This is a genomic window from Streptomyces solitudinis (assembly GCF_036323765.1).
Classification (GTDB): domain Bacteria; phylum Actinomycetota; class Actinomycetes; order Streptomycetales; family Streptomycetaceae; genus Streptomyces.
The window spans coordinates 14,158-41,040 of record NZ_JAZDCW010000009.1; the positions used below are offsets into that span (position 1 = coordinate 14,158).

Genomic DNA, 26,883 nt, shown 5'->3' on the forward strand with positions numbered 1-26,883 from the left:
CCCGGCAGGCCGGGCAAAGGGCAGGGGCCGGCAGTACACGGCGGGAGCGTTCACCGCTCGGCTCACGCGGCCATCACCGGCACGGCCGCGGCCTTGCGCCGGTTGTGCAGCAGGACGGCGGTGTTCACCAGACCCAGCAGCGAATACGCCTGCGGGAAGTTCCCCAACTGCCGACCGGTCACCGGGTCGTACTCCTCGGCGAGCAGGCCCAGGTCGCTGCGCAGCGCCAGCAGCCGCTCGAACAGTTCCTCGGCCTCGGCCAGGCGGCCGGTGTGCGCGAGCGCGTCGACCAGCCAGAAGGAGCACAGCAAGAACGCACCCTCGCCGCCCGGGAGCCCGTCCCTTCCCACACTGGGGCCCTCCGTCAGATACCGGTGGACCAGGACCCCGTCGGGAGCCAGTTCCCGGCGGACGGCGTCGACCGTGCCGACCACGCGCGGGTCGTCGGCCGGCAGGAACCCGGTGTGCGGCAGCAGCAGCAGCGAGGCGTCCAGTTCCGCAGACCCGTACGCCTGCGTGAAGGTGTTGCGGGCCCGGTCGTAGGCCCGCTCACACACCTCGGCGTGAATCTCGTCGCGCAAGCGCACCAGCGCGTCCAGATCGGCGTCGAGCACGCCCTGCTCGACGAGGCGCACGGCACGGTCGACCGCGACCCAGCACATGATCTTGGAGTGGGTGAAGTGACGGCGCCCGCCGCGCACTTCCCAGATCCCGTCGTCGGGCTTGCGCCAGTGCTCGCGGACGTAGCCGACGAGCTTGAGGATCAGGCCCTCGGTGCTCTCGCACCGCGCGACGCCGTGCTCGTGGGCCAGGGCGAGCGTCTCGATGACCTCTCCAGGCACGTCCAGCTGCAGCTGCTCGACGGCCTCGTTGCCCACCCGGACCGGACTGGAGTCCTCGTAGCCGGGCAACCATCCCAGCAGCTGCTCCGGCATGTTCGGGTCGCCGTCCAGCCGGTACATGATCTGCAGATTGTGGACATCGCCCCCCAGCGTGCGCAGCAGCCACCGCCGCCACGCCACGGCCTCATCGCGGTAGCCGGTCCGCAGCAGCGCGGACAGGGTGACCGCGGCGTCCCGCAGCCACACGTAGCGGTAGTCCCAGTTGCGCACCCCGCCGAGCTCTTCGGGCAGGGAGGTGGTGGGGGCGGCGACGATTCCACCGGTCGGGGCGTGGGTGAGCGCCTTCAGCGTGATCAGGGAGCGGACGACGGCCTCGCGGTGGGGGCCGTCGTAGACCAGCTGCCCGACCCAGTCCTTCCAGAAGGAGCTCGTGGTGATCAGGGCGCCCTCCGCGTCGGGGACCTGCGGGGCCGGGCTGTGGGAGGGCTGCCAGCTCAAGGCGAAGGCCACGCATTCGCCGGCCGTGACGGTGAAGGCGTGGTGCACGACGCCGTCCTTCTCCCAGCCGGGAACCGACGTGTCGAGCCAGAGCGCGTCCGGCCCGGACATCGCAGCCGTACGCCCGCCCGTGTCGTGGATCCACGGCAGTCGCTTGCCGTAGCCGAAGCGCGGGGAGAGCCTCGACTGCATCTCCACCGCGCCGCTGACACCCTCGACAATGCGGATCACCTGCGGGGCGCGCCCCTTACGGGGCGGCATGAAGTCCAGGACGCGGACCGTGCCGGTGGCCGTGTCCCACTCGGTCTCGACGACGAGCGTCTCTCCCCGGTACCGGCGGCGGTCCGCGCCGGGGGCGGGCGCGCCCGCGGGGGTGGCGGGGCCGATTCGCCAGGACCCGTGTTCGTCCGTGCCGAGCAGGCCGGCGAACGTGGCGCCGGAGTCGAAGCGGGGCAGGCACATCCAGTCGATGCTGCCGTCGCGGGCAACCAGGGCAGCGGTCTGCATGTCGCCTATGAGCGCGTGGTCCTCGATGAGCGGGCGAGCGCTCTTGAGCTGGGGGGTCATGTGGTCCGTTCTCCGGTCGTGGCGAGTGCGGCGTAGGCGTGGGAGTGGTCAAGCCAGGTATGCACGGACAGCGGCTGGCTGAAGGCGACGCCAGGGGGCCGCCAGGCGGCGGTGGTCACGAGCCCGCGGTCTCCCGGCAACGTCCACGGGCCGAGGAGCATCGCAAGGGTCGTGCGGTTTCGGGGCCAGAAGGGGATCCCGGCCTCCCGGTAGAGCTCGGCCAGGTGCTGCATCTGCGTATCTGCAGCGAAGTCGCCGGTGGCGTGCGTGAGGGACAGCACGGACCCCGGCGGGAGGCGGGCATGCAGGGCCTGCAGGGTTGTGCGTGCGGTGTCGTCGTCGAGCCACGGAGGGACGTCGTGCAGCAGCACCGCGATCGGCCGGTCGTGGTCGAGGCGCCTGATCGGCGCAGCGGACAGGAGGGCGGTCACGTCGGTCAAGTCCGCCAGGAGCGAGGCGGTGCCCGTGCGCTCGGTCAGGCTCATGCGCGCGTGGGCTTCGACGACGGGGTCGCTGTCGACGTAGACGATGCGGCGCACCGCGTCCGGCACGTGCATGTGCTCGTCGTGCGGCAGGCCGCAGCCGAGGTCGATGGCCTGGTCGATGCCGAGCTCACGGGCGAGGTGACCAAGGACACGGGCCCCGTGGACGCGGTTGATACGCACACTGCCCCGCAGCCACTGCGCGACAGCCACGAGATCCCGGGCGAGCTCCCGGTCGGCGGCGTAGTTGTCGGTGCCGCCGTCCAGGAAGTCCTGCACCCGGGCGACCACCGGCCGCACGAAGTACTCCGGAGGAATCATGACCCGGTTCACGACGGCACCCCCGCCCTGTGCCGCGCGCAGGCGATACGGCGGATCGCCCCGTCGCTGGCACGGCGCGCGCTTCGTGCACGGCAGTCGAAGGCCTCCCGGTCAAGGACGAGAAGCCGGGTCATGGGAGCGTCGGCCGACGATTCGAGGAGGAGTGCAAGCAGCCGGGCGGCGGTCACGACGCAGCCCTCCGTTCCATCGCCTGGGCCGAGGCCACGATCAGGTCGTACGTCCTCTCGCGGCTGTACGCGGCGGACACGGCCTCCCGTAGCCCGGCGCTCATGATGTGCGCGGCGCCGGAACCGGTCTCGTAACCGAAGGAGATTCCCCGATTGGTCACCAGGCGGTGCCCATGGACGGTCACTTCGGCGGGAGAGCTGACCGTGTGAATGAACAGAGCCCGGTCCAGCGGCAGGACGCGGATGACCAGCCCCCCGCCGTCCGCCCTCTCAGCGCTCATGAGGTCGGCCAGATGACGGAGCTGGCCAGCTAACACCTCGGGGCCACCGAGCGGCCGGGCAAGCACGGCCTCATCCAGCAGGACGGTCCGCTGCTGCCCTCCAGCCCACTCCATGCGGTGCACCCACGGCGGCAGACCGAGTACCGGCTCATCCGGGTCCAGACCGTCCGCGGGATCAAGCACCACAGCCTGGTAGGCGGGGGTCCGCAGCCCAGCGGGGACCAGCGTGCAGAACTCGACGATGGTGCTCGCCATGCGCATTACCGCGATGTAACGGGCCGCCGCTTCGGACCCCGCCACGTCCGCCCAGTGGTCATGCGGGGCGCGTCGGGCGAAGCCCTGCTCCTCGCGCTCGCGGCGGACGTAGTTCTGCGGTGGCAGGTGCAGTGCCAGGTAGTCGGCATGCTCCCCCGTCACGCCGAAGTGGCGCAGCAGCGTCCTCAGCGCGCCGAGCGGGATGGAGGACTGGGCACGCTCCCACCGGCTGAGAGCCGAGACCGGCGCCCCCGCTACGCGCGCCGCGTCCTGCTGCGTGACGCCCTTCGCCTCACGCAGACCGCGCAGGTACACACCCGCCACGATCCGGGCAGGTGCCTGGGGCACTTCGGTGGGCGGCGGGAGGAGGTCAAACATGATGGTCCTTGCGTGGTGGGGCCGAAGGGTTCAGGACTGGTCGCGTGGCACAGATGACCGGGTGTCGGTGGACCCCGGCCGGGGCTGTCGGCTTGTTCTCTGTCCTCGGACGACGAGGACGGCCATAGCTCCGACGATCAGACCGATGATGATCAGCCCGGTGCTGGTCACCGCAGCCTCAGCACGGATTGGTCGGTCGTGACCGGCACCTCCGGCTGGGCGACGACCATGTCGTTACCGCTGCGCCGGAGGTGCCTGAGACGAAGGCGGCCTGCCGAGCTGGCCGGGCGGGCTGCGGCACCGGACAGGGCGCCGAAAACCGACGAGACGTAAGTGATCACGGCAACCTCTCCGTGGACGGCAGGGCGAAGGAGCTGCGAATAACGTTGCCGTTCCTCGGCGTACTCCGATAGCGAAATCGGACCCCACTTCTCCCCACTTCGACGACGCGGAGGACAGCGGAAACCCCCTTTCGCCTCCTGGAGAGGCGCGGACAATTGAGAAGAATCCGGGCACCCAGCCCGGCGTTGATGCCCTTCTGGGCGCCACCGCCACTGAAGAACGGCTTCGCCACCCCACTTCGCCCCACTTCCCTGGAAGTGCTTGACCGGAATTGCGGAGACGTGGTAAGCGCGATTTGCGCGGTCATTGAGATCTGCTTCTTGGTGTCCGCCCAGGTGAGGCGGCATCTGGAGCGCGGATCGGTGCCTCGCTGCTGTACGGGAGAATGAGTGGCGGCCCCTCTCCGGAACACTTCGGCGTGCGCAGATCACGCGCATATCGCCTCTTTGTTCCCGCTCCGGTTCCCTTGGTGCGTCTCTGTGCGCGCTGGAAGTGGGCTCGGTCGTCGGTGAAGTGGGGAGAAGTGGGGACGGGTTTCGCTATCACCCGCGCCATGACATGCGACACGGTGTTCAACAGGACGTCCCGTCCGTGCCCCGGGCATTGCGAATGCAGCGAGGAGTGATCCCCGTGCTTGGTCCCACCAGCACTGTCTTGCCATGCGTCCATGGACGCGACGGCGGTGGCGAGGTGACGCACGCTGCGATCGACCTCTACGACCTCGAAGCCCCGCAAAGAGCCGCTCGGCACATAGTTCGCACGACCCTCGCGGGGAAGGCCGACAGCGAATACACGGACGACGTGGTTCTGGTGGCTGACGAACTGGTGGGCAACGCCGTCGAGCACGCTGGAGCCGCGCTCGACATCTCCCTCGCTGTGTACGACTGGGGAGTGGCAGTCCAGGTGCGGGACGGCGGCGAAGACATCACGGCGGTGCCGGGGACGCCCCCGTCCGCTGATGAATACGACGAAGGCGGGAGAGGCCTGTTTCTGGTGGACATACTGGCGAGTGCCTGGGGGGCCCAGCGCGACAAGAAGGGGAAGCGGGTCATCGCGATCTTCCTCTACCCGACGGGAGTTGCTGACCGATGACACTGAGCGATCTCGCGCCCCGCCGGCTGGCCCCGGACCTGACGGTGCGACCGCTGGGCATCAGCAGCGGAACCTCCCGCTGGGCACCGAGCGCCTCCCAGCCCCAGGACGCACGGCTACTCGACGGGCTGCGGCGCGCTCTGAACGCTGGCGGCGACGATGACGGAGTGCAGTTGCTCGACACAGCCGACAGCCACCGGTGCGGTCACGCCGAACGGCTGGTCGGCAAGGTCCTCAAGGAGCACCCGGGCCACAGGGCCCAGGTCGCGAGCAAGGTCGGCCGGGTGCAGGGTTCCGCTCCGCACCCCTACGCCGGCCCGCGGGTCCGCCACCAGCTTGAACAGACCCTGGAGAACCTGTACCTGGACCAGTTGGCCCTCTACACCCTGGAGTCCTACGACTTCGGGTTTGGCGACCGATATCTTGACCCGGTCGTCGAGCAGCTGCGGGCTCTGCGCGATCTCGGCCAGATCCGCGCTATCGGGCTGCGAAGTCCGGGATCTCGCTCCTCGGAACGCTCAATCCGACGTTTCCTGGACCTGTTCGACCGGATCCGCCCCGATGTGCTCTGGACACAGGCGAGCGGGTTGCTGCCGCTGGTCGATCTCGGGGGAGGCGAAGACCTCGGCGCCTTCGCGGTGCGCCACGGCGTCGGTCTGGTGATCGCCTCGCCGCTGGCCCACGGGGTGCTCGCGGGGGGCCGTGTGGAGCGTGCTCTGGCCGCGTGGCCGGGCACAGCGGTCGACCGTGGGGCGGTAGCGTCAGCAGTCGCCCACGGTCTGGCACCGCTGGGCGGTCGGTTCGGTTCGTCTCCGCAGGATCTGGCCCGGGTGGCTTTGCGGTCCATCCTTCAGCGTGTGCACAGCGCCGTGCTGGTGCTCGGCCTCGGAGACGAGCAGCAGCACCGGCACGACCATGGTCTCCTCGGCCGCCCCCTGTCCGAGCAGGAACTCGCCTTCGCCGAAGCGGTGTTCGCCCGCGTGCGGAGCGGGCTGTTCAAGCCCGAGGAGCGTGCTCCATCCGTGGAGGCCATCGTGTGATCGTCCGAGGAGCCGGCCTCGTTTAGAGAGTGGCTCCGTCGCGGAGGTAGCGCGGGACTCCGTCGTCCAGGACCTGAAGGGCGTTGACGGCCCGTGCTCGCTGGCGCTTTGGCAACAACGGCAGCGCTTCCGGGATCTCGAAGAAGCGGTGCTCAGAGATCTCCTCGTCGACCGGCTTGAGCCCGGCAACCTGCTCGGGTGACAGGACACCGGCGTCGAAGACGAACCCGAGGAGGTCGTCCCATGGGCCGTGGGGCCCGACCCAGTCGACGCACAGGAACCGCAGGTCGGCGACCGCGAGATTGAGCTCTTCCCTGAGTTCGCGTCGAAGGGCGTCCTCGGGGGCCTCGTTCTCTTCGGCCATGCCACCGGGCAGATCCCAGCCCGACTTGTAGGTCGGATTCACCAGAAGCAGCCTCCCGGCGTGATCCCGGATCAGCGCGTCCGCGGCGGCACGCTTCCGGGCCTGCCGGGCATTGCCCTCGGCAAGGTACGCCTCACGTCGGGGATCGCCTGGCATGGGTGCATCTTTCACTGCGGACCTTCCGGGAGCGCGAGACTGCCGAGCAGCAATTTGCGGTGCTGTGCCGTGGAGGTCATCCGCAAGAGGAGTTCGCGGACCTCCGGAATCTGTTGGTAAGGACCGAAATCAGCCTGTAGTAAGGCGAGTTGGCGGCTAAGCCGTAGAGACGTCACCGACTGGCTGGCGTTCAGCAGTTCCGTGCCGACCGAGCACGCCGCGTCGGGATGCCCTTGCGCGAGGAGGATTCGCGCCAACGTGACCTGCCCGAACGCTCGGCTGCGGACCCGGCTCGCATCGCGCAGCGCCAAGGCGTGCTTCGCTTCCTTGGCTGCCGCTTTGAGCGCGCCGAGATCCAGGAGGGCGGAGGCTGCCTCGCTGGCGAGCGCTGCTTCGTCGAACGGAGCTACCCATCTGGACGTCGGCTCCGTCCGTGCGAGAGCCAGGGCCTCGCGTGCCGTCTCGAGCGCGCGCTGCGCCTCGGGCTCGGTATTGAGCTGCGCCAGCGCTCGGGCCTCCATGGCGTGGAGGCGGGCCGTGAGGGTCGGTACCTGCGGGCCGTCCGCGAGGCGTGCGAGCCCGCTGCGGGCGAGATCGGCCGCGGTGTCGACCTGATCGGTCTGTAGGGCCAGGTGGCTCATGCCGGCCATCACGTTCGCGCCCGCCGTCACGTCGGTCAGGCTCTGCGACAGCCGACGGGCGCGGTCGAAGTGGCCGGACGCCAGGTCGTCTCGGCCAGCGTCGTGGGCCATCCAGGCTGCCATCTCGGTGAGGACGACCGCCGCGCCGAAGGTGATCTCGCTGTCTTCACCGTTGTCCGCTGCGCTGAAGAGGGCCGGGGCGATGACCGTTTTGAGGTAGTGCACCACAGACCGGTACACGTGCCCGCCGCCGAGCTGGCGGTCAGCGAGGCGGAACGACTCCATGGCGGCGAGGTGGGGCGACATCGAGCCGCTCCCCGCCGTGGCAGCCGTAGGTGTAGCCTCCGGCTCCAGCGGGCCGAAGAGCTGTTCGGCCGGTTCGCCGAACAAGTGCTCCAGGACACGGCACGTCGTCGGTCGCGGGAGGCCCTTGATGTCTCCGGCCATCCAGCGGTCCCAAGTCGACCGTGCGACGTACACGGAGGCGAGGGAGGCGTTGCCGTCGAGCTGGGCAACCTCCTTGGCCGCCCGCTGGAAGTGGACCGTGAACGTCTCGAAGACGCGCATGCGGTGGGTCTCGACCACCTCTGGGAAGCGGATCGCCCTGGGCATCGTCACCCTCGCCTTCAGCTGCCTGTGCCGAAGCCGAGCTGGGGTACGTCGTACAGGTCCGCGCTGCGCCGGCGCATCAGAGCAGGCCCGTCGGAGTCGCCGACGACTTCGACGATGGGGATCTCGCAGATGAACTGCACCGTCGCGCCGAGCAGGTGCGATACCCGCCCTTCGGCCGACTTCGCCTTGAGGCCGGCAGCGACGTGGATGTGCGGGGTCAGGCAGTTCTTCTCGGGATCCCAGGCGAGCGTCCCGCCGCCGAGCGCTTCGAGCGCCTCGACGGTGATCTCCTCCCACAAGGGGGCCTCGGGGTCGGCGAGAGGTCCGCACGAGCCCACCAGCCGGGCCGCTCGGAGGCCGCCGATGAACGTTGGGATGTACCCGGCCCGGATGCCCTGGTCCGCGCAGAATTGCGTGAGGCTCTCCAGGAAGTCTTCCCCGTGGTCGAGGGCGAGCACGAACTGCCTGCCGGTGCGGACCTGGGCGAATCGCATGGCGGATGTCCTTTGTGCTGGTCGGTGGCGGATCAGGAGCGGTCGAGGAACGCCTTCGCGATCTCCGTGCGCGGCGTGTCGGCTGCCAGCAGGGCGGCGAGAAGCAGACGGGCCTTGTACGGGTCGAGGGTTCCCGCCCCGATCAGGCCACGGGCAAACAGGTCGCTCTCGGAGCCGGCGAATCCGTAAGTCGAGGTCAGGATGGGGCCGGTACCGATGCGGGAGGCGAGAACGACCGGCATCGCGGCCGCCAGGGCCTCCAGCCGACTGCACCAGCTCTCGGGGACATGTCCGACGCCGAAGGCGGCGACCACGAGGCCGGAGACCTCGCCCTCCAGGCCCTTCAGCAGCGTCCCGCTGCTACCCAGGGACGCAGTGACGATCTCCACCTGCGGCAGTTCACCGACGGGTAGCGGCAGGGGAGCGACCGGTTTCGGCAACTGGTGGAACCGCGCCGCCCCTTCCACCACGTGGCCGAGCGGCCCGGTGTTCGGCGATCCGAATGCTCCCGGGCTGGTCGTGTGCGTCTTCCGCACGTGGCGGGCAGCATGAATCTCGTCGCCTAGGACCACGAGGACCCCGGCGCCCCGGGCATCTGCACTCCTTGCGGTCTGCACGGCGGCCAGTAGGTTCGCCGGACCGTCGGCTCCGGCCGACGCGGCATTGCGCATCGCGCCGGTGAAGACCACCGGCATCGCGCCCTGGTAGTGGAGGTCGGTCAGGTACGAGGTCTCCTCAAGGGTGTCGGTGCCCTGCGTCACCACCACCCCGACGAAGCCCTCTCGTATGGCCCTGCTGATCCGCTCCACGAGGCTGACGATGTCGCTGGTCGCCAGGGAGGCTCCGGGCAGCTGCCGGAAGTCTTCCACTGTGACCTCATCGGTGCCCTGAAGGCCGGGAACGGCGCCCACCAGGTCGGAGCCGGTCAGCGTCGGCGCGACGCCGGGGGTCGCTGCGGTGCGCGTCATGGCGATGGTGCCGCCGAGGGTGAGCACCAGGACGGTGCGGTTCGGGGCACGGTCTGCGGAGAACACGGAGGGCCTTTCGGACGGGGTAGTTGCGCGGACGGCAGTCATCGGGGCTAGCCGAGCTTGCCGAGGAAGAGCAGGGTCTCATCCAGCGCATCCACGGTGAGCAGACGACTGCGAGGCCGAACGAGGCCGGCCACGCCGTACTCGCCCAGAGCGTGGCAGCGGGCGGTCAACCAGTTCCAGTCCAGGCCCAGGTAGTCCGCGAGCGACCGCAGGCGGCTCGCCGGGTCCGCGCCTACGAGCACGTCGGCTCCCTGCGCGTCGGCGAACACGGTGGCGTAGGAACGCAGCTCTCCGCGGGACGACGTGCTTCGGGCCGCCCACAGTGCACCGCCTGGCGCCCGGACCCAGTTGGCCACGACGGCCCGTTGACCGGGAACCAGGGCTACCCCGTCCACCTCCGAGTACTCCGTCTTCGGCACTACCTTCACACGGATCCCGCAGCGCTCCATCAGGGCGATCGCCAGCAGCAGCAAGACCCGCTCGTACTTCTCCGAGCGCGCCACATCGGCCTCGGGTAGACAGAACACCCGGACGGTCTGCGCTGTCGCTCCGTGGAAGCGCTCAAGTGCTTGCAGGTACTCCAGCTTGTGCCTGAAGAACAGCCAGCAGGCTGCCTCTTCGCCGGTCTGCTCACGAGTCCAGAAGATCGGGACTTCCCCCGCGTCCGTCAGTTCTTGCCGGATGTGCCGGGCGCAGAACGCCGATCCCATCCAACTACTGCCGACGGTCGACAGGTCAACGAGCAGCTGGCTGGGCGCCGAGCGGGGCATGGACAGGTAGGTGTCGAGAAGGTTCTGTTCGGCGTCGAGCGCCTGATCATCGGACAAGAGGCCGTCATCGAGCTGGGTGAGCGCCCAGAGAATGCCGTAGGAGAGGTCGTCCAAGAGGTAGGCCGAGGGGATCGACGTCGGCCCGGTGACAGGCGGTCCGGGAAGAGCGGGCCTGCGAGCGCCCGCGGCGTCGCGGACGTACACGTTGACGTCGTCCTGACCTTCCTCGACGCCGACAAGGAAACCGCGGCGGGCCGGCCGTAAGAACCGTTCCAGGTCTCGTAGTCCGTCAGGGTCCAGCCCGTGCACGCTTGCTTCCCCACCTAGTCTGGTGACGGGAAGAAGATGGATGGCGGCGCTGGTGCCGTCCAGGCGCTGCTGTCCGGAGATCTCCCAGATCCCAGCAGGCCCGCCGACGGGGAGCATCAAGGTGGACGTGGGCCAGCGCGAGCCGATCCGCTCAGCCACCGACTCCAACGCTGCCGTCGGCTTGCTCGTTTCGGGCGCGAGGTTGAACAGCTCCTCGACAGTGTGTCCGAGCATGCGCTCCAGGATCTGAGCAGCCTCGCCGCGGGGACGACCGGACCATGTGCCCGACGCCCACCGGTCGAACGTAGTGCGCCCAACGCTGGCCGTGGCCAGTCGGCGGTTGCCGGTCTCGCGCGCGAGCTCACGACCAGAAGCTGCGAAGTGGACGCAGAACACCTCCCACCCGAGAAGGGCCCGGTCTTTCAGTAGGAGGCTGAACAGCGTCCGGCGCATCGCGGAAGCTCCTCCCTGGGCAGGTGTACGGGCAGCGGAGCGCCTCCACGCGTGGCGACGGGCGCTGCACACTTCGTGACCCTGGCTAGGATGCTCCCTAGGGCAAGTCCTTAGCAATATGGTCGAGCAAATTGCTCGACCATATTGCTTGTAGGTCCCGTGCCGAGCCGTCAGACTGGCCACCATGCCAGAAGCGAAGACGCCGTGGTCGTTGACCCTCAGCGAAGTCGGCCTGCGCCTTGAAGAGCTGCGCGAACGCCGCGGCCTCACCCAGGGTGACGTCGCCAACCACGAAGTGCTGCGCTGCCGCGGTATCAAAATCGACAAGAGCGGGCTGAGCAGGCTGGAGCGCGGACAGCGCCGCCGCGTCGCCCGCGACCTCGTTGAGGCGTTGCTCGAGGTCTACCAAGCCAATGTCACGGAACGCTCCGAGATCTTGGACCTCCTGGGCGCGGACACCACCCCCGCTGGCCGACCGCGCCCCGCTCTCTGGCGGCGTAACGCTCACCTCCTGGGCCCCATGCAGTTCGAGGGCTTCTTGAAGATGGAGCGCCGGGCTACCGCGCTGTCGAACTACGAGCGCGACTTCTGGCCGGGCCTCTTTCAGATCGAGGACTACGCCTACAGCGTCATCGCTCAGATGAGGCCGGATCTGCGCCCCTCCGAGGTCAAGGCACTCGTCAACGTTCGCATGGATCGACAGCAGCAGGTTCGGCAAGGCGCACTCTCAGAATTCCGCGCCCTGGTGGACGAGCGAGTCCTCCGTGCAGCCGTCGACGACCGAGCGGTGGCGCGGCGGCAGCTGGAGCGCAGCCTGGAGGAGTCCGAGGACTCCCGCAACACCGTCCGCATTTTGCCGGAGGCAGTCGGACTACATCCGGGGGCCGCAGGCCCGTTCGTCACCATGGCCTTCCCCGAGGCCGCCCGCCAGGTCGTGTGGGTGGAGACGATGGTCAGTTCGCTGTACTTCGACAGGGAAGAAGATGTGCAGCGCTACACAGCGGCTTTCACCATCCTGTGGGAGCGGGCGCTGGACCCCGACGAGACGCGCACGCGCCTCAAGAAACGGATCAAGGAGCTAGAACAGTGACAGAAAAGCCGGACCCGTCCGCATTCGACCTCACATCGGTCGAATGGTCGGTGTCCACGTACAGCGGCGGCGGCGGAAACTGCGTGCGGGTCGCCGTCGTGAACGGGTACGTCCTGATCGGAGACTCGCAAAACCCCGATCGCCTGCCCCACGTCTACACCCCGGCCGAGGCCAAGGCGTGGCTGCTCGGCGCGAAGGATACGGACTTCGACTTCATCCTCGATCTGTGACTCTGCCCTGAACCAGTACACGACAACGGGCCGGCCCAACGGCAGATGGGCCGGCCCGAGCGTTCCTGCCCAATGCCGAAGCCGGTGGCACAAGCATCTCGTCCGATGCTATAGGCGCAGCTCGTCATACCGAAGGCTCGGTCTTCACCTCTACTCGGGATAGCGCCTCCGTTTGCAAGGGGTGGTCTCCCGATGATCGAGCACCTCGTAACTGCGGTAGAGACATCCGCCGTTCCGATTGAGCCGCACTTCACCGTCCCGATCCGGGGGGGGGACGGCAATGTGCACGTCCAGGAGCGAAGGGGTCGGTGTCGGCTGTCCAGGCCTCGGAGAACTCAGCGTCGGCGAAGGCGGCGGCCAGTCCGCTGACCTGGGCGAGGCGGATGACCTCGTCGGGCTACATGCCGAGGTTCTTCTCGAACCAGTCGAAGTTCTTCCGCCCCTGCACGAGTTGGAGGACCGTCTCGGACAGGCCTTCGATGGAGCGCACGCCGCGGGCGGCGTTGTGGCGGATGGTGGCGGCCTGGCGGTCTTCCAGAGCCTCGCGGTCGGTGTTGCTGATGGTGATCGGCAGGAGCCGTGCCCGGTTCGGCTCGGCGAGGACGCGCACTGCGTGGCTGGCGGCGTCGCCAGTGAGGAGGGCGCGCAGGGAAGTGATCGTCCAGCGTCGTGGACGTCGACGGCAGGACGAGCGCACCGTCGGGAAGTGCCGCCTGGGAGCCGGGGGCAAGCCACAGGCCGTCGAGGTCTTGGACGACGCGGGCACGGCGGTGACCACGAGCCGCCAGCCTGGAACCGCGCCGGGGGCCGTGCCGGGGATGTCGGCCGGGACGGACCGCACGGCGGCGCGCTCGGCGGTGCGGCGGGTGGGCCCGCGCTGCCCTTGGAGGGAACTGCTGGCCGTCCTCTACGGCGATGGCGGCGGCTTCTTCCTCCCCGCCGCGCGTCCCATAAAGGAGTGACCGGGGCCCGCGACGGGGTGCGGAGGCCCGCGCCCCGTTCGGCACCTGCCGACTCAGCTCCTGCTTTCGAGCTTCTCAGCGACCGGGCCTGCCGCGATGCCGTAACGGACTGAGTCCTCCGTGCCGTCGCCGTAGCGGGCTGGGTCCGGTACCTGCTGAGGCGCGTGGAGGCCCAACTGTTCCAGGACCCCGGTGGACCAGCCGCTGGGGCGGCGGTACAGCCAGTCGGCGGTGACATCTGCAGGAGTGCGGTCGTCGGCTGAACAGACCGGCCCGGTCGGCCGCAGATTCACCCTTGCGGCTGGCTGGCGTAGGTCTGCGCCTGCTTTCGCCACAGGGTGGCGTACTCGCCGTCGGCGGCGAGGAGGGAGTCGTGGGTGCCCTCTTCCAGGAGGCGTCCGCTGTCCAGGACGATGATGCGGTCTGCGGCGCGGGTGGAGCCGAGGCGGTGGGTGATCAGGATGACGGTGCGACCTTCGCTGAGGGTGCGGATGCGGTCGTAGACGGCTTCCTCCGCGCGGGGGTCGAGGGCGGAGGTCGGCTCGTCGCAGATGAGGACGGGTGCGTCCTTGCGGTGGAAGGCCCGGGCGCCGGCCAGGCGCTGCCATTGGCCGCCGGACAGGTCGCGTCCGCCCCACTGGGAGGGGGCGAGGTTGGTGTCGAGGCCGTCGGACAGGCGGGCGATGACGTCGTCGGCGCCGGAGGCGCGGGCTGCGGCCATCACGGTCTCGTCGTCACCGTCGCCTTGGCCGAGGGTGATGTTGTCGCGGGCGGTGACCTGCCAGCGGGCGATGTCCTGGGGCAGCAGCGCGAGACGCGACCACACCTGTTCGGGGTCGGCTGTGGTCAGATCCACGTCGTCCCAGGTGACGGTGCCGGTGGTGGGGGTGTAGAGGCCGGCGAGGAGTTTGGCGAGGGTGGATTTGCCCGCGCCGTTCGCGCCCACGATCGCCAGGACCTCGCCGCGGCGCACGGTGACGCTGATGTCCTCAAGGACGGGCAGCTCGCTGCCGGGGTAGCGGAAGGTGATGTTGTGCGCGGCGATGGCGGCCGGCCGGTCGGGTACCGGGACGGGCGTGGTGGGCAGCTCGGCGCGGTGTTCGGCGTCGGTGAGGAAGGTGGACCAGTCGCCGAGGTAGAGGCCGGTCTTGTAGGTGGAGTTGATGCCGGTGACCAGCTGGCCCAGGAGGAGGCGGCAGGTCTGGACGGCGATGAACGCGGTGCCCGCTGCGGCCGCCGGGATGTGCCCGCCGAGCACGAGGGTGAGCAGGGCGCCGTAGACGACGAGGGCGGCGCCTCCGGCCAGGGTGTCGCCGAGGAGCTGGTAGCGGGCGGTGGTGCGGCCGATGCGGGCGGCGTGCGCGGTGAGCCGGTCGGTGACGGCGGTGAATTGTCCGAGGAGCCAGCTGCGCATGGTGTTGGCCCGCACGTCGAGGGCGGTGGCGCGGCCGGCGGTGCAGTAGATGAGGTTGTGGCGCAGGCGGCGGTCGGCCAGGGTGTGCCGCTCGGCGAGGTGGGCGGCGCGTGCGCCGCGGACGGCGGCCGCGCCCCGGGGGATCACGGCGAGCAGCAGGAGCGGGAGCAGGAGGGGGTGGAGGGCGGTGAGGATGCCGGCGGCGGCGAGCAGGCTGAGGAGGGCCGCGGTCAGGGCGGTGAGGGCGTCGATCATCAGGTGGGCGTCCTTGGAGGCCCGGTTGGCGGCTTCGCTGTGGTCGCACCAGGCCGGGTCGTCGTAGGAGGCGAGCGGGACGCGGGTGGCCGCGTTGAGGTAGCGCAGTTCGGCGATCGCATCGACGCGTGGGCCGATGCGGGCTGTGACGGCCAGGGTGGCGGCGGCGACCAGGGAGCGGCCGACGGCGGCGCCGGTGATCAGGACGAGAGAGGGCAGCGCCGTCTGGATGCGCTCGGCAGTCGGCCCGGCGGCCAGTAGGGGTGCGAGGGCACCGCGGATGGCGTAGAGGCCGAGCGCGGTGATGACGCCGGTGGCCAGCTGCAGAAGGGCGGTGAGCAGGACGGCGCGGCGGTCGGCGTCCCAGGCCAGGCGGAGCGCGGTCGCGGCCAGGGCGGGCAGGCGCCGGGCGATGGTGGTGAAGTCGTCGGCGAGGGCGTTGTCGTGCCGCTCGGCGCTGACCGTGTACTGCGGGATGGGCTCCCCGCCGGTGGGGCGCCGGCGCGGCCACGGCCGCCGTAGCCGTCGCCGCCCCGTGGCGGAGGTCGTGAGGGTCTGTCGGGTGGCGCTGCGGTGCGCGGTGTCTGTCACATCCTGGGCAACGCCTCACCCATACGGGTGGTTGTGGTGGCGAAGGGTGGCGAATCTCAGTTCGAGCGTTCCACCTGGAGAGCGGGGACGTAGGGCCAGACCCGGTCGGTCTCGTCCTGACCGATGATCGCGGTGCCGGCCTCGGTCCAGGCGTGAGCCCCTTGAGGGATGAAGCGGGCTCCGAGCACCCACCGTACGCGGTGCCCGGTGAGCGCGGCTGCGAAGTGTGTGGCCAGGGACTCTTCCAGGCAGGCGGCGCGGCCGGGCCAGAGGCGGGCGGCGCGGCGTACGGCGCAGAAGGCGGTCTCTGCCTCCTGGGGCAGGGCGGCGCGTCCGGGCAGGAGGGTCGCCGCGCGGGCGCTGGCGATGGCGAAGCGGATGGGCAGGAGGCGGAGCAGGAGGATCGCCAGGAACAGTCCGGCGTGCCCGGCCAGGCGGTGGGCGGCGCTGACGGGGACGGGGGTGGCGAACCGGATTTCGGTGCGGCTGGCCTGCGCGGAGAGGGCTACGGGGTGGAGCAGGTCAGCGCGCTCGAGGTCGTCGGCGAGCGCGGTGAGGTCGGAGCGGACCTGGGCGGGGTCGGCGCCCTTGCTGCGCCAGTAGGCGGTGAGGTCGTCGATGGCCGTGGCCGGGGCGACGCCGTCGGTCATCTTCTGCCACAGGCGGGCGCCGACCGGATCGAGGAAGAGCCACTGGCCGCGCCCGGCGCGGATGTCCACCAGTGCGGTGCCGTCCGGGCTGGTTGCGGCGTAGACGCCGCTGCGCGCGCTCATCGGATGACGTTCTGTGTGCGGGCGGTGGTCGTCTCCCACCACGTGGTGCGGGCGGTGGACAGCGTGGCGAGCCACAGCTCGGTCACGATCAGGGCGTGTAGCGCGGCCAGGGGCGCGGGTTCACCGCGTGCGGCGCTGTCGAGGGAGGCCAGGGCCTTCGAGCGGTCGAGCAGACCGGCCTGGGCGAGGAGGGAGCGGCCGAGGATGCGGCGCAGGACGGGGGCGTTGGCGCGCAGTCCGGTGAACAGGCTGCTGGTGAAGGCGGTCTTGGTGCGCCTGTGCAGCAGGTAGTCGGGGACGTGGCCGGGGAAGGCGGCGCGGGCCAGGGGCTTGAAGTCGCCGGGCTGGGTGCGTGCGTAGCCGGGGATCGCGTGACAGGCGTTCACGACGGGGTTGTCCAGGAGCGGGGCGTGGACGGGCAAGCCCCATTGCTGGCGGCTGATCTGGTCGAAGGTGGCGTGGCCGTCGCCCATCAGTTCCAGGGCGAGCCGCTCGTGGAGGGCGCCGGGGGTGGTGTCCGGCCGGGCGGTCTGTGCGCGGGCGGTGACCAGGTCGGCGACCGCCGCCCGGCCGGTGCGCGTGAGCCAGGCTGCGGCGGAGCCGCTTCCGCACCAGGTGAGCAACTGCGCGACCGGTGTCCCGGGGCCACGCTGGGCGGTGTGCTCGGGTCCGGCGTTGATCGTGTCCGCCAGGGCGGCAAGCGCCTGCGGGTAGCGGGTGCGCTGCGTGCGGGCGGCCTGTTCGAGCACCGGCCACAGGGCGGCGCGGCGTGTGCGGACGAGCGTCGCTGTGCGGCGCAGTGCCTCCATGCGGTGCCCCGCCCGGTACTGGTCGATGGCCATGGTCGGGACCGCGTCCAGGACGTCGTCGCCGCCGCGGCCGGTCAGGTGTGCACGGGAGCCGTGAGCGGTGGCCGGGGCGAGTTGCGCGGCCTTGATGGCCAGCAGGCCGAGCGTGAACGAGGGGGTATCGGTGAATGGCAGGACGGCCGGGTCCTCCAGGCCGTCGAAGTGCTGCACGCCGGCCCGGGCGCCGTGGATCTTCGTATGGGTGATCTGCGGGTGGTCGTGGGCGATGCGCTCGGCGTAGCGCATATCGTCCTGTTCGCTCATGCGCGCGTCGGTATAGGTGACGGCCAGCAGCGGCCCGCGGGTGGCGGCCAGGGTGGTGACGGTGCCGCTGTCGACGCCTCCGGAGAGATCCGAGGAGATCGGGCCCGAACTGGTGGCCCGCCGGCCGACGGCGGTGGTGATGGTCTCGCGCACCGCCGTGGCGCCTTCCTCGATGGACGTCCTGGCCGTGAGAGCCGGTACGGCTTCGGTCCGCGGCTGCCGTCCGGGCGCCAGAACGAGGACATGGCCGGGCGGAACGCGGCGCACCGTGCGGAAGTGGCTGTCGGCGGCCAGGACGTCGACGCCTCGCACCATGAACATGCTTAGCAGCACGGCGAAGTTGGGCTGGGCCTTGGCGAACGCGGCCAGTGGGGCAGCCGCCGTCGCCCACAGCACACCCTCACGGACCCGGATCCAGTACACGGTGACCGTCCCGGCCCGGTCACCGGCGATACGCAGCCCGGTACGGTCGCGCACGACAGTGAGGAAGGAGCCGGGCAGACGCGTCGCCTGCGCCCATGCTCCGCGCTCGGCGTCTGCGCGTGCCGCGGAGAGCTCCTCCCGGGTGGCCAGGCAGCATCCGATCGCCAGCACCTCGGCCTGGCCGTTGCGGTCCGAGCAGCGGCGGACCTCGCCCGGCTCGAACCCGGTCGTCCAGATGCGCGCCGGCCCCTCGTTGAGAGCATCCCGGGCTCCCCGGGGGCGCCAGTCGTTCCCGGCCCAGCTTCCGCGTCCTGTGTCGCATGTTCCGGCAATGAACCGCATCGTGGCCACCCCGATCCGCTTGTCCTGACTGGTCTGCTGGTGCTGTTCAGCCCGTGAGCGCCCGGCTCGCCGGCCGTCGGCCGACGCTCCGGGCGCTCACTCACCGGCTCACGCCCCGCTGGGGGCGCTGCGTCACTGGTAGTACTGGGTGTCGTCCGCGTCGTTGGTGCCCGCGGAGCCGAGGGTGGTGCCGGTGACGCTGCCCAGCTCGCTCAGCACAGGCGCGGTGTAGGTCTCGTTGTCGGCGGTCGTGGCGGTGGTGTCCATGAAGTACCTCCGGTAGTCGTCGCGCTTCGGATGTCCTCCGGCGGTACGGGGTGTCTGGCATCTCCCGTACGGCCTCTCGAGCTCCTCTATGACACCGCGCGCCAACCCCGCGTAACAGAGCAGAAGTTGGGGACTTTGTAGAACCCGAACTGGGACGGAACTGGTATGCGACTGGGAGGTAGCGAGGTCAGCGGGCGTCCAGGAGTTCGCAGACGGCGCGGTGGTAGACCGCGTACACCTGCGGGAGCTCGGCGAGGCTGGCGCGCTCGTCGATCCCATGCAGACCCTGGTAGGGGACGCCGAATCCGGCGGTCGACGGGATGCCTCCTGCCTGCCCGGCCAGCAGGTTGCCGATGTTGGACGGGCCGGCGGTCTTGGCGTGCACCGTCATGCCCAGGGAGGCGGCGGCACCCATCAGCGCGGCGGCGGGCTGCTCGTGCGGCTGCAACTGGAACGGCGGCCAGCTGGCGACCGGCGTGATGCGGGTGGGGGCGGGGCCGGGCAGCTCGGCGTCGAGCTCGGCGGCGGCCTTGCGGACCAGCGTCTCAGCGTCGTGGGCGTCGAAGGCCGGAGTCGTGCGCACGTCGACGTTCAGGTCGCACCGGTCCGCTGCCACGGAGAACCCTTCGCCGCCGTGGATCGCGGTGACCGACAGCTTCGGCGGCAACCCGAACGCCGCGTCCGCCGCCGGGAGGCCAGGCAGGTCGGCGGTGTCCAGGAGCTGGACCAGGCGCGCGGCACGGGAAACGGCGCCCAGGACGCTCCGACTGGAACCGGAGTGCCCGGACTCAGCGGACACCGTGAGGGTCGCACGCCACAGACCCCGGCCGCCGACGACGACGTCATCCATGCCGGGGTAACCGATCATCACGCCCGCCGGGACGGCGGCTTCCGGGTCAGCGAGGTAGGCGCGGGCCCCGCCGAAGCCGCCGGTGTGTTCGTCGACGTCCAGGAGGACCGCCAAGCCACCACGCAGCCTTGTGACGTGGGGCAGCAGGTCGGCAGCGATGTGGCAGAACGCCGAAGCCGCGAGCTTGGAGTCGGCAGCCCCCCGGCCCCGCAGAAACCCCTCGACGATGTCTCCGGCCGTCGGCGGGAACGTCCACGCGTCCTCGTCGCCGAAGGAGGCGGTGTCCACGCAGGCGTCCAAAGTCCACCACGGGCCCGGCCGCCCGCCAGCGACCTCGACCAGCAGCCCCACCAGCTGGCCCGCCTCGTCGCGCAGGCGCCGGTTCGGCAGAGCACGCCTGGTCAGCCAGTCCTCCAGGACGGTGAGGACCGGTGCGTAGTCGTCGATTCCCCCGCGGCTGGGCCTGCGGATCAGCTCCTGGGCCAGCTCAATCACGGACGCCGACCGCGCAGCGGCATGGGCCACCAAGTCCTTCATAACGCTTCTCCCCGTCCTGGCGTCGCGCCGTGCCGGACCGGCAGCGCGCGAACGGCCTCCAACGTCTCCACCGGCCGCGCGGACGCGCACGCCTCCCGCCCATGCTGCACCAGACCTACCGCAGCCTCACGGCCCAACAACACCCCGCAATCGAACCCCTCAGCCCCATGAAAGCTCGGCAGCGGGACCACGGCCGCACTCTCCGACGCCACGAAGTAGCGTTCCATCGCCTCCAGCGGCTCGACGAGCCCGATGTGAAGCGTCTTGACACCGTTACGGCGCTCACCGGGGTCGCGCAGCGCCAGCAGCCGCACCAAGTGCTCGGACAACCCGCGGTGACGTGGCGGCCCGTACAGCACCCGGTAGTGCACCAGATCAGGCTGCTGCGCCACGGCCGTCTCAATCGCCGCCAGGTACGCCTTCTCCCGGCTGCGGGACCCTGTGACCACCAGGTGCTCACGCGCGCCGGCCACCACCTCGACCATGGCCTCGACGAGATCGGTGTACCGGGTGAGCACCCGCATGACCACATCGGTGCCGGTGGCCTCCAGAGCACTGGCGGAATCACGCCCGTCCTGGTGGGCGAAGAGCACCTCCGAGCGTTCCCGGTAGAGCTGGCACAGCGCCCGGCGGTTCTTCGCCCCGGTGCGCTTGCGCCCCGACTCCCATGCGCTGAGAAGACTCGCGTCCGTCGCGCCACCGGTGATCTCGTTCAGCTGATCAGCCGCTTCCTCTTGCGTCAGATTCTGTGCCAGCCGGGCTCGCTTGAGCGCCGAATCCGTCATAGCCGATCCGGTCACCGTTCCCCCAGGGGTGTACTTGGACGGCGGGCAGCCCGCCATAGCTTGCCTATCAGCGCGTGCCGAGTTGCCGAGTCGTGGCTACGCCGTGCTGCGGGTCGCAGCTCTGGTCGCGTTGCGCCCCTGCAGTGGCCTCGCACGTAGGGCAGGTGCGCTGCAGCCAGTACCTGCGGGGGAACTGCGCCTGAAGCACGCCGAGCTTGTCGCCGTCGGCGAGCCGCTCCCGGGCGCCGCGCAGTAGCTCTGCTTCCTCCGGGCTGACTGGCACATTCCCTGCCGACTGGGAGATGAACCGCAGCAGAACTCGAATGTCCCTGTCCTCAAAGTCCTCATGCCAGAGAGCGAGCTGGTCAGAAACAACTCAAAGTGACATAAACGAAATCACGAGACACTGAACCTCTTTCATCCTGTGCTGGCGGGTGAAATGGGCTGGTCAGCGGGTGCGGTGACGAGGCAGGGCCCCTCGTCGTTGGCGTGGTGATTCCACTCAACACACCGGCGACCGAAGGGCCCTGTTGGTTCCGTATCCTGCCACGCTCGACGTCCCGCACGAACTCGTCGAGCATGTCTCGTGGCTGCTGTACGAGCACCGCCGGACCCGCAACACCCGCTGGCGCAAGCTCGGCTGCTTCGACCAGGCACTGCTCACGCTGGTCCACCTACGCAAGAACGAGACGTTCGCCCAGCTCGGCGCCGGGTTCGGGATATCGCAGGCCACCGCCTGGCGGTACGTCGACGAAGCCCTGGAGGCGCTGGCTGCCTGGGCTCCCGGCCTTCATGAAGCCCTCACCGGTCTCGGTGAGGGCGACCATGTCATCGTTGACGGCACTCTTCCCCATCGACCGCGTCCGCGCGGATGAGCCGTACTACTCGATGAAACACCGCAAGCACGGCATGCACGTGCAGGTCATCGCCCGCCCCGACGGCACCCCGCTGTGGTTCTCCCGCGCGACACCGGGCCGCACCCACGACCTGACCGCGGCCCGGGCCCACGGCATCGTGCAGGCCTGCCTCACCCGGCAGATCCTTGTCCTGGCCGACCGCGCCTACCAGGGCGCCGGCGCCACCTTCCGCACCCCCTACTACCACCACAGCGAACAACCCGAGCACTACCAGCAGTTCAACCGCGACCACGCACGACTGAGAGCCCCCGGCGAACGCGCCTTCGCCCGACTCAAGTCCTGGCACATCATGCGCAGAGCACGCTGCTCGACCCGCCGCATCAGCCGCACCGTCCAAGCCGTCTACGTACTACTGACCTGCGACTATTCAGGATGAAAGAGGTTCACTGAGCGTTTTCAGAGTGGCCACCGGCCGGGTGACGGGGCGGCCTCCCGCAACGCACGAGGCTCCTGTGCCGTTGAGAGAGGTGTTCGACGTCTCAACTCATCAGCACAGGAGCCTCGTTGGTTCCCTATCCTGCCGCACTCGACCTCCCGCAGGCCCCGGTCGAGTGGGTAACCATGCTCATCGTCACCCGTGAGGGTGACCGCCGCTGCAAGCTCCCGCCGCACCAGCGTGCCCTCGTCGGCTTGGTCTACCTTCACCGGCACGACACGCTCGCGCAGATCGCCGCCGGTTTCGGCATATCCGTCGGCACTGCCCACACCTACGTCGCCGCCGTCGTCGGCCATCCGTCCCGCCGGACGCCCGGGCTGCTGCGGGTCCTGCGGGAAACGAATCCCGATCACGTCCTGCTCGACGGAACGCTCGCCGAATGCGACCGGGTCGGTGACAGCCAGGCCGACTTCTCCCAGAAGCACCGCCGCCACGGCGTGAACGTGCAGGTCATTGCCGACCCTGCGGGGAAGCTGCTGTGGATCTCGCCCGCGCTGCCCGGCCGCACCCACGACCTGACCGCGGCCCGCACCCACCGCATCATCCGGATCTGCGAACGCCAGGGCGTACCCGTCCTCGCCGACCGCGCCTACATCGGGGCCGGCTCATGGGTGACCACGCCGATCAGGCGTCTTCCGCACCAGGACCTCACCACGACCCAGCGGACGATCAACCGGGCCCTGTCAGCGGCACGAGCACCGGTCGAACGAAGCGTCGGCGAGACTGAAGTCCTGGCGCGTCTTCCGCAGAGCCTGCTGCAGCCCCAACCGCATGACGGTCATGGCCGCTGCCATCCTCACCCTTGAGCGTCAACGCTGAAAAGGATCGGTGGGAGGCCCTTGATGCCTGGATCCGTGAACAGGAACGCTCAGACTCCCGCTCTACTGCGGTTGAACTCGGGATGTCGTGCTGCTGGTCAGGCGGGTCGGATGGTCAGGCCGGTCTCGGTGAGGTGGCCGTCGATGAGGTTGCTGCGGTACTGGATGTGCCGTAGGCCGCTCCGGACTGTGCGGATGAGGTGCTCTGGTGTGGAGAAAGCGACGTTGGAGAGCCAGCCGCGCCGCAGGAGGGACCAGACGCCTTCGACGGGGTTGAGGTCGGGTGCGTAGGGCGGCAGGTAGTGGATGGTCAGCCAGTCCCGGGTTTCGGCGAACTCCCGCAGACCTGCGGCTTTGTGGACGTTGAGGTTGTCCCAGACGAGGATGATCGGGCCGCCGAGTTGTTGGTGGGCGGCGACCAGCAGGTCCCGGTAGTCACGCCAGGAGAAGCTTTTGCGCCCGTCGCGCCGGCCGTCGTCCCGTCGTGGTCGGTAGATCAGCCGGGATCGGTGGCCGGGTTTGTAGCAGGTCAGCGCGGCTATGGATATGCGTCTGCGGGAACGGCCCCGGCCCCGGACCACCGGGGCGCGGCCTCGTGGTGACCATGTCTTGGCGTGCGGCGGCGTCATGGAGAAGCCGGCTTCGTCCTCGAAGACCAGCCAGGCCCCACGGGCCGCCGCTAACCTTCCGCGCGGGGCCACACCTCCTTGACCCATCCCGCGACCGCATCATCGTTCCGCTCCATGGCACGACGGGCCGGGACCTGGCAGGACCAGCCGTTACGCACCAACAGCTTCCGCACGCCCTGGATCGTGTACGTCAGATGGAAGCGTCGGCCGATCACCGTCTTCACGCGGTTCAGCGTCCAGCGCTGGTCCTCCCAGCCATGCGCGGCCGGCCCCTTGGCCAGCTCCGCCCCAGCTGAGCGAACTGCTGATCGCTCAGCCTCGGCAGCGACGCCGGCCCCTGCGACCGCAGGGATCGCGGGCCGCCCTCGGCCCACGCGTGACGCCATCGCTGGACCGAGCGGACACTGACCCGCAGATCTCTGGCGATCACCGGTACTGCCCTCGCCCCGGGCGAACCGCTCGGCCGCCTGGAGCCGTAACTCTTCGCGGAACTGCTGCCGTTCGGCGGTCAGCCCGCCCCCTTGTGGATACCGCATGACTCCGGTGATACCGCAGCCACCGGCCAGCCGTCGCCCCCTACGACACCACGCGTTCAACCTCAGTAACTCTGCTTTGAGCCCGCTGAGTGCACCTCCGCAGCGACGCAGGAACGCCGGTTCCTGACGACTCGAATATCGGTGCGCACCATTCACGCCATTTCTAAAGGAAACCAGCTTGGCCGGCTACATCGAGGACCGTTGGATCAAGAAAAAGAAGGACCCCGTCACCGGGAGAAGAGAGAAGACCGCTCGCTACGGTAAGGGAAAGCGGTACAAGGTTGCTGGCATACCTGGAGTGCGGGACCGATCCTTCGATGTGCTTGAGGACGCCAAGGCATGGCTTCGCAGGGCAGCCACGGACGAGGAGCGAGGCGAGTTCGTAGACCCGCGCGACGGGTCCATCACGCTGGCCGACTACATCGCGACGCACTGGGCGCCAGGGCGAGGAGGAGCCCCGAAAACCCAGGACAGTCAAGAGCGTAAAACGCGTCTCCATATAGTCCCGCAGCTGGGCCAGCTTCCGCTCAGGAGCATCGCCGCAACGGATCTGCGCGCCTTCATAACCAAGTTGGAGTCGACAGTCTCGTCAGTCGACTACCAGCGTGGCATCCTGTCCGAGCTTTCCTCCATTCTGGAAGCGGCCGTCGACGACAAGCGCCTTGCACGCAACCCTATGCGCGTGAAGTCTGTGCGGTGGCCCAAGTCGCCGCGGGAGCGGCGCGATGCGTGGTCGATGGCTACGGCACTGCGAGTTCGCGATGCCATCAGCGAGCGGAACAGGATCGCCGTCGTAGTCGGTCTGGGGTGTGGACTTCGCCAGGGCGGGGTGTTCGGGCTGAGTCCGGAGGACATCGACTATGAACGCGGCATGCTTCACGTGCGGCGCCGGGTGCAGGCGATTCACGGAAGGCTGTACTTCGCCCTGCCGAAGGGGAAGAAGATCCGCACGGTGGACCTGCCCCCCTCGGTAGCCGAGGAAGTCATGCGTCACATCGAAGCGTTCCCGCCGGTACAGGTGGAGCTGCCGTGGGGGAAGCCGGAGGGGGAGAGGAAGAAGTTCTCCCTGCTGCTCACCACACGCTTCGGCAACGCCGTCGCGGTGAACACATGGAACACCTATACGTGGAAGCCAGCCTTGGCCAAGGCTGGCGTCATCCCGCCACGTGCCGAGGGGGCGAAAGCCTGGCAGTGGGCGGCGGCCCCGAAGGATGGTTTCCACGTGCTTCGGCACACCTACGCCCTCGATCATGCTGGAAGCCGGACAATCCGTCGTGACCCTGGTCCGAGGGCTCGGACACTCCTCGCCGGCGATCACCCTCGGTTACTATGCTCACTGCATGCCGGAAGCTGGCAGCAAGGGGCGCGGCACCCTCGACGGTCTGCTGGGGGAGCGGGGGACCGGCTCGCCAGCCGAAACTCCCCCGACGCTCCCCGGCGCCGTTGACCGGTGATTCCTGCCTCTACGCTCCGGGGGAGTCGTCCGTGGATCGTAAGGCTGAAGAGATGGGTGGCCTGGGAACGTGTTGGAAGAGGTCGTAGCGACCCGCTATGTCACGCCTTTGCGTGAGGGTGGCTCGCTCCCCGGGATCGTCGAGGCGGACGATCTGGGCACCTACGTCATGAAGTTCACCGGCGCGGGGCAGGGCCGCAAGACCCTCGTCGCCGAGGTGATCTGCGGCCGGCTCGCCCAGCGCCTCGGGCTGCGGGTGCCCGCCTTGGTGCGGATGCGGCTCGATCCGGTCATCGGCCGCAGCGAGCCGGACGAGGAGGTGCAGGAGCTGCTGAAGGCCAGCGGCGGGCTGAACCTCGGCATGGACTACCTGCCGGGGTCGATCGGCTTCGATCCGCTGGCCTACCGGGTGGACGCGGCCGAGGCCGGCCGGGTGGTGTGGTTCGACGCGCTCGTGGGCAACGTGGACCGGTCCTGGCGCAACCCCAACCTGCTCGTCTGGCACGGGGACCTGTGGCTCATCGACCACGGCGCCACCATAATCTGGCACCACAACTGGCCCACCGCCGCCACCGCCGCCGCCCGCGGCTACGACGCGTCCGACCACGTGCTCGCCCCCTTCGGGCCCGATGTCGCCGCGGCCGCCGCAGAGCTGGCGCCCCGGGTCACCCGCGAGATGCTGGGCGCATGCGCCGCGGAGGTGCCGGACGTGTGGCTGGCGGACGAGCCGGGCTTCGCCTCGCCGGACGAGGTGCGCCGGGCCTACACCGACGCCCTCGCGGCGCGGGCCCCGTCGATCCACGAGCGCGTCACCCTCGGGGAGCCGAGCACCGACCGGCCCTCGCAGGCACCGGGCTGGCTCACCGGCCGGACGGAGGCGGTCCGGTGAGCGGGGCGACGGCGGACCGCGACGTCTTCGAGTACGCGCTGCTGCGCGTCGTCCCCCGCGTCGAACGGGGCGAGCGGATCAACGCGGGTGTGCTGGTGTACTGCCGCGCCCGTGCCTTCTTGTGCGCCCGCACCGCGCTGGACGAGGACCGGCTGCGCGCGCTCGACCCGGCCGTGGACGTGGCCGGGGTGCGGGCGGCGCTGCGGGCGGTGGAGGACGTCTGCCGGGGCGGTTCCGGCGCGGGGCAGGCGGCCTCCGACGACGCCGGGCGGCGGTTCCGGTGGCTGATCGCGCCGCGCAGCACCGTGGTGCAGCCGGGACCGGTGCACACCGGGCTCACGGCCGACCCGCGGGCGGAGGCGGAACGGCTGCTCGACGTGATGGTCCGCGCGCCCCGCCCCCTCCCTGTCCCGGCCCCGGCACCGCGGACGTGACCAGGGCAACCGTTGACAGTC

23 protein-coding genes and 3 pseudogenes are annotated in these 26,883 nt (G+C 69.8%); 9 read left to right on the plus strand and 17 right to left on the minus strand.

Going from position 1 to position 26,883, the window contains the following annotated elements; translation table 11 throughout:
* Positions 1-62 precede the first annotated feature (62 nt).
* The 4 genes from V1J52_RS21195 to V1J52_RS21210 all read right to left on the minus strand — a co-directional run bounded on the left by V1J52_RS21195 (position 63) and on the right by V1J52_RS21210 (position 4,153).
* A complete protein-coding gene (locus V1J52_RS21195) occupies positions 63-1,907 on the minus strand; it encodes a glycoside hydrolase family 15 protein (protein ID WP_330141527.1) in 1,845 nt (614 codons plus the stop codon).
* Positions 1,904-2,722 (minus strand): SAM-dependent methyltransferase, encoded by an 819-nt coding sequence (locus V1J52_RS21200; RefSeq protein ID WP_330141528.1) that lies wholly within the window; start codon positions 2,720-2,722, stop codon positions 1,904-1,906. The genes V1J52_RS21195 and V1J52_RS21200 overlap by 4 nt, the downstream gene beginning before the upstream one ends.
* A gap of 172 nt (positions 2,723-2,894) precedes the next feature.
* Entirely contained in the window at positions 2,895-3,812 is a 918-nt protein-coding gene (locus V1J52_RS21205) for a Scr1 family TA system antitoxin-like transcriptional regulator (RefSeq protein WP_330141530.1), read from the minus strand.
* A 167-nt stretch (positions 3,813-3,979) separates the two neighbouring features.
* Positions 3,980-4,153: a hypothetical protein gene (locus V1J52_RS21210; RefSeq protein WP_330141531.1), complete on the minus strand. Its 174-nt coding sequence runs from the start codon at positions 4,151-4,153 to the stop codon at positions 3,980-3,982.
* 691 nt (positions 4,154-4,844) lie between these two features.
* On the opposite strand from V1J52_RS21210, the gene V1J52_RS21215 reads away from it, so the two are divergent.
* Together V1J52_RS21215 and V1J52_RS21220 are read left to right on the plus strand one after the other, a co-directional pair.
* Positions 4,845-5,246 (plus strand): ATP-binding protein, encoded by a 402-nt coding sequence (locus V1J52_RS21215; protein ID WP_330141532.1) that lies wholly within the window; start codon positions 4,845-4,847, stop codon positions 5,244-5,246.
* A complete protein-coding gene (locus tag V1J52_RS21220) occupies positions 5,243-6,286 on the plus strand; it encodes an aldo/keto reductase (RefSeq protein ID WP_330141533.1) in 1,044 nt (347 codons plus the stop codon). Before V1J52_RS21215 ends, V1J52_RS21220 begins: the two co-directional genes overlap by 4 nt.
* A gap of 22 nt (positions 6,287-6,308) precedes the next feature.
* Here the strand turns inward: V1J52_RS21220 and V1J52_RS21225 are convergent, their stop codons facing one another.
* From V1J52_RS21225 to V1J52_RS21245, 5 genes are read right to left on the minus strand one after another with little or no spacing between them, the layout of a single operon-like run.
* Complete coding sequence (locus V1J52_RS21225; protein ID WP_330141534.1) at positions 6,309-6,806, minus strand: NUDIX domain-containing protein; 498 nt, start codon at positions 6,804-6,806, stop codon at positions 6,309-6,311.
* An 11-nt stretch (positions 6,807-6,817) separates the two neighbouring features.
* A complete protein-coding gene (locus V1J52_RS21230) occupies positions 6,818-8,059 on the minus strand; it encodes an NsdA family TPR-like regulatory protein (RefSeq protein WP_330141535.1) in 1,242 nt (413 codons plus the stop codon).
* A gap of 14 nt (positions 8,060-8,073) precedes the next feature.
* A complete protein-coding gene (locus V1J52_RS21235) occupies positions 8,074-8,553 on the minus strand; it encodes a PPC domain-containing DNA-binding protein (protein WP_330141536.1) in 480 nt (159 codons plus the stop codon).
* Between the two features lie 32 nt (positions 8,554-8,585).
* A complete protein-coding gene (locus V1J52_RS21240) occupies positions 8,586-9,587 on the minus strand; it encodes an asparaginase (RefSeq protein WP_330141537.1) in 1,002 nt (333 codons plus the stop codon).
* 47 nt (positions 9,588-9,634) lie between these two features.
* Positions 9,635-11,119, minus strand: a complete 1,485-nt coding sequence (locus V1J52_RS21245) for a hypothetical protein (protein WP_330141538.1) — start codon at positions 11,117-11,119, stop codon at positions 9,635-9,637.
* Between the two features lie 184 nt (positions 11,120-11,303).
* On the opposite strand from V1J52_RS21245, the gene V1J52_RS21250 reads away from it, so the two are divergent.
* Together V1J52_RS21250 and V1J52_RS21255 are read left to right on the plus strand one after the other, a co-directional pair.
* Complete coding sequence (locus tag V1J52_RS21250; RefSeq protein ID WP_330141539.1) at positions 11,304-12,209, plus strand: DUF5753 domain-containing protein; 906 nt, start codon at positions 11,304-11,306, stop codon at positions 12,207-12,209.
* On the plus strand, positions 12,206-12,439 hold the full coding sequence (locus V1J52_RS21255) for a DUF397 domain-containing protein (protein ID WP_330141540.1): 234 nt from the start codon (positions 12,206-12,208) through the stop codon (positions 12,437-12,439). The genes V1J52_RS21250 and V1J52_RS21255 overlap by 4 nt, the downstream gene beginning before the upstream one ends.
* 397 nt (positions 12,440-12,836) lie before the next feature.
* Here the strand turns inward: V1J52_RS21255 and V1J52_RS21260 are convergent, their stop codons facing one another.
* The 7 genes from V1J52_RS21260 to V1J52_RS21290 form a co-directional block, all read right to left on the minus strand.
* On the minus strand, positions 12,837-13,280 hold the full coding sequence (locus tag V1J52_RS21260; protein WP_330141541.1) for a hypothetical protein: 444 nt from the start codon (positions 13,278-13,280) through the stop codon (positions 12,837-12,839).
* A gap of 410 nt (positions 13,281-13,690) precedes the next feature.
* On the minus strand, positions 13,691-15,661 hold the full coding sequence (locus V1J52_RS21265; protein WP_330141543.1) for an ABC transporter ATP-binding protein: 1,971 nt from the start codon (positions 15,659-15,661) through the stop codon (positions 13,691-13,693).
* 56 nt (positions 15,662-15,717) lie between these two features.
* Positions 15,718-16,434 carry a lasso peptide biosynthesis B2 protein gene (locus V1J52_RS21270; protein WP_330141544.1) on the minus strand — a complete coding sequence of 239 codons (717 nt, stop codon included), beginning with the start codon at positions 16,432-16,434 and terminating at the stop codon, positions 15,718-15,720.
* Positions 16,431-18,311, minus strand: a complete 1,881-nt coding sequence (locus V1J52_RS21275) for an asparagine synthase-related protein (protein WP_330141545.1) — start codon at positions 18,309-18,311, stop codon at positions 16,431-16,433. Before V1J52_RS21275 ends, V1J52_RS21270 begins: the two co-directional genes overlap by 4 nt.
* Positions 18,312-18,443: 132 nt before the next feature.
* Complete coding sequence (locus V1J52_RS21280; protein WP_330141546.1) at positions 18,444-18,578, minus strand: hypothetical protein; 135 nt, start codon at positions 18,576-18,578, stop codon at positions 18,444-18,446.
* Between the two features lie 187 nt (positions 18,579-18,765).
* On the minus strand, positions 18,766-19,965 hold the full coding sequence (locus tag V1J52_RS21285) for a M20 family metallopeptidase (protein WP_330141547.1): 1,200 nt from the start codon (positions 19,963-19,965) through the stop codon (positions 18,766-18,768).
* Positions 19,962-20,750 (minus strand): helix-turn-helix domain-containing protein, encoded by a 789-nt coding sequence (locus V1J52_RS21290; protein WP_330141548.1) that lies wholly within the window; start codon positions 20,748-20,750, stop codon positions 19,962-19,964. Before V1J52_RS21290 ends, V1J52_RS21285 begins: the two co-directional genes overlap by 4 nt.
* Before the next feature lie 489 nt (positions 20,751-21,239).
* Here V1J52_RS21290 and V1J52_RS21295 point away from each other — a divergent pair.
* Positions 21,240-22,043 (plus strand): annotated as a pseudogene (locus tag V1J52_RS21295) (transposase family protein).
* Between the two features lie 128 nt (positions 22,044-22,171).
* A pseudogene (locus V1J52_RS21300) lies at positions 22,172-22,922 on the plus strand (transposase).
* 97 nt (positions 22,923-23,019) lie between these two features.
* Here the strand turns inward: V1J52_RS21300 and V1J52_RS26175 are convergent.
* A pseudogene (locus V1J52_RS26175) lies at positions 23,020-24,086 on the minus strand (IS630 family transposase).
* A 178-nt stretch (positions 24,087-24,264) separates the two neighbouring features.
* On the opposite strand from V1J52_RS26175, the gene V1J52_RS21315 reads away from it, so the two are divergent.
* From V1J52_RS21315 to V1J52_RS21325, 3 genes are all read left to right on the plus strand, one after another.
* A complete protein-coding gene (locus V1J52_RS21315) occupies positions 24,265-25,533 on the plus strand; it encodes a tyrosine-type recombinase/integrase (RefSeq protein WP_330141549.1) in 1,269 nt (422 codons plus the stop codon).
* Positions 25,534-25,609: 76 nt separating this feature from the next.
* A complete protein-coding gene (locus V1J52_RS21320; RefSeq protein WP_330141550.1) occupies positions 25,610-26,428 on the plus strand; it encodes a HipA family kinase in 819 nt (272 codons plus the stop codon).
* A complete protein-coding gene (locus tag V1J52_RS21325) occupies positions 26,425-26,862 on the plus strand; it encodes a DUF3037 domain-containing protein (protein ID WP_330141551.1) in 438 nt (145 codons plus the stop codon). The genes V1J52_RS21320 and V1J52_RS21325 overlap by 4 nt, the downstream gene beginning before the upstream one ends.
* The last annotated feature ends 21 nt before the right edge of the window (positions 26,863-26,883 follow it).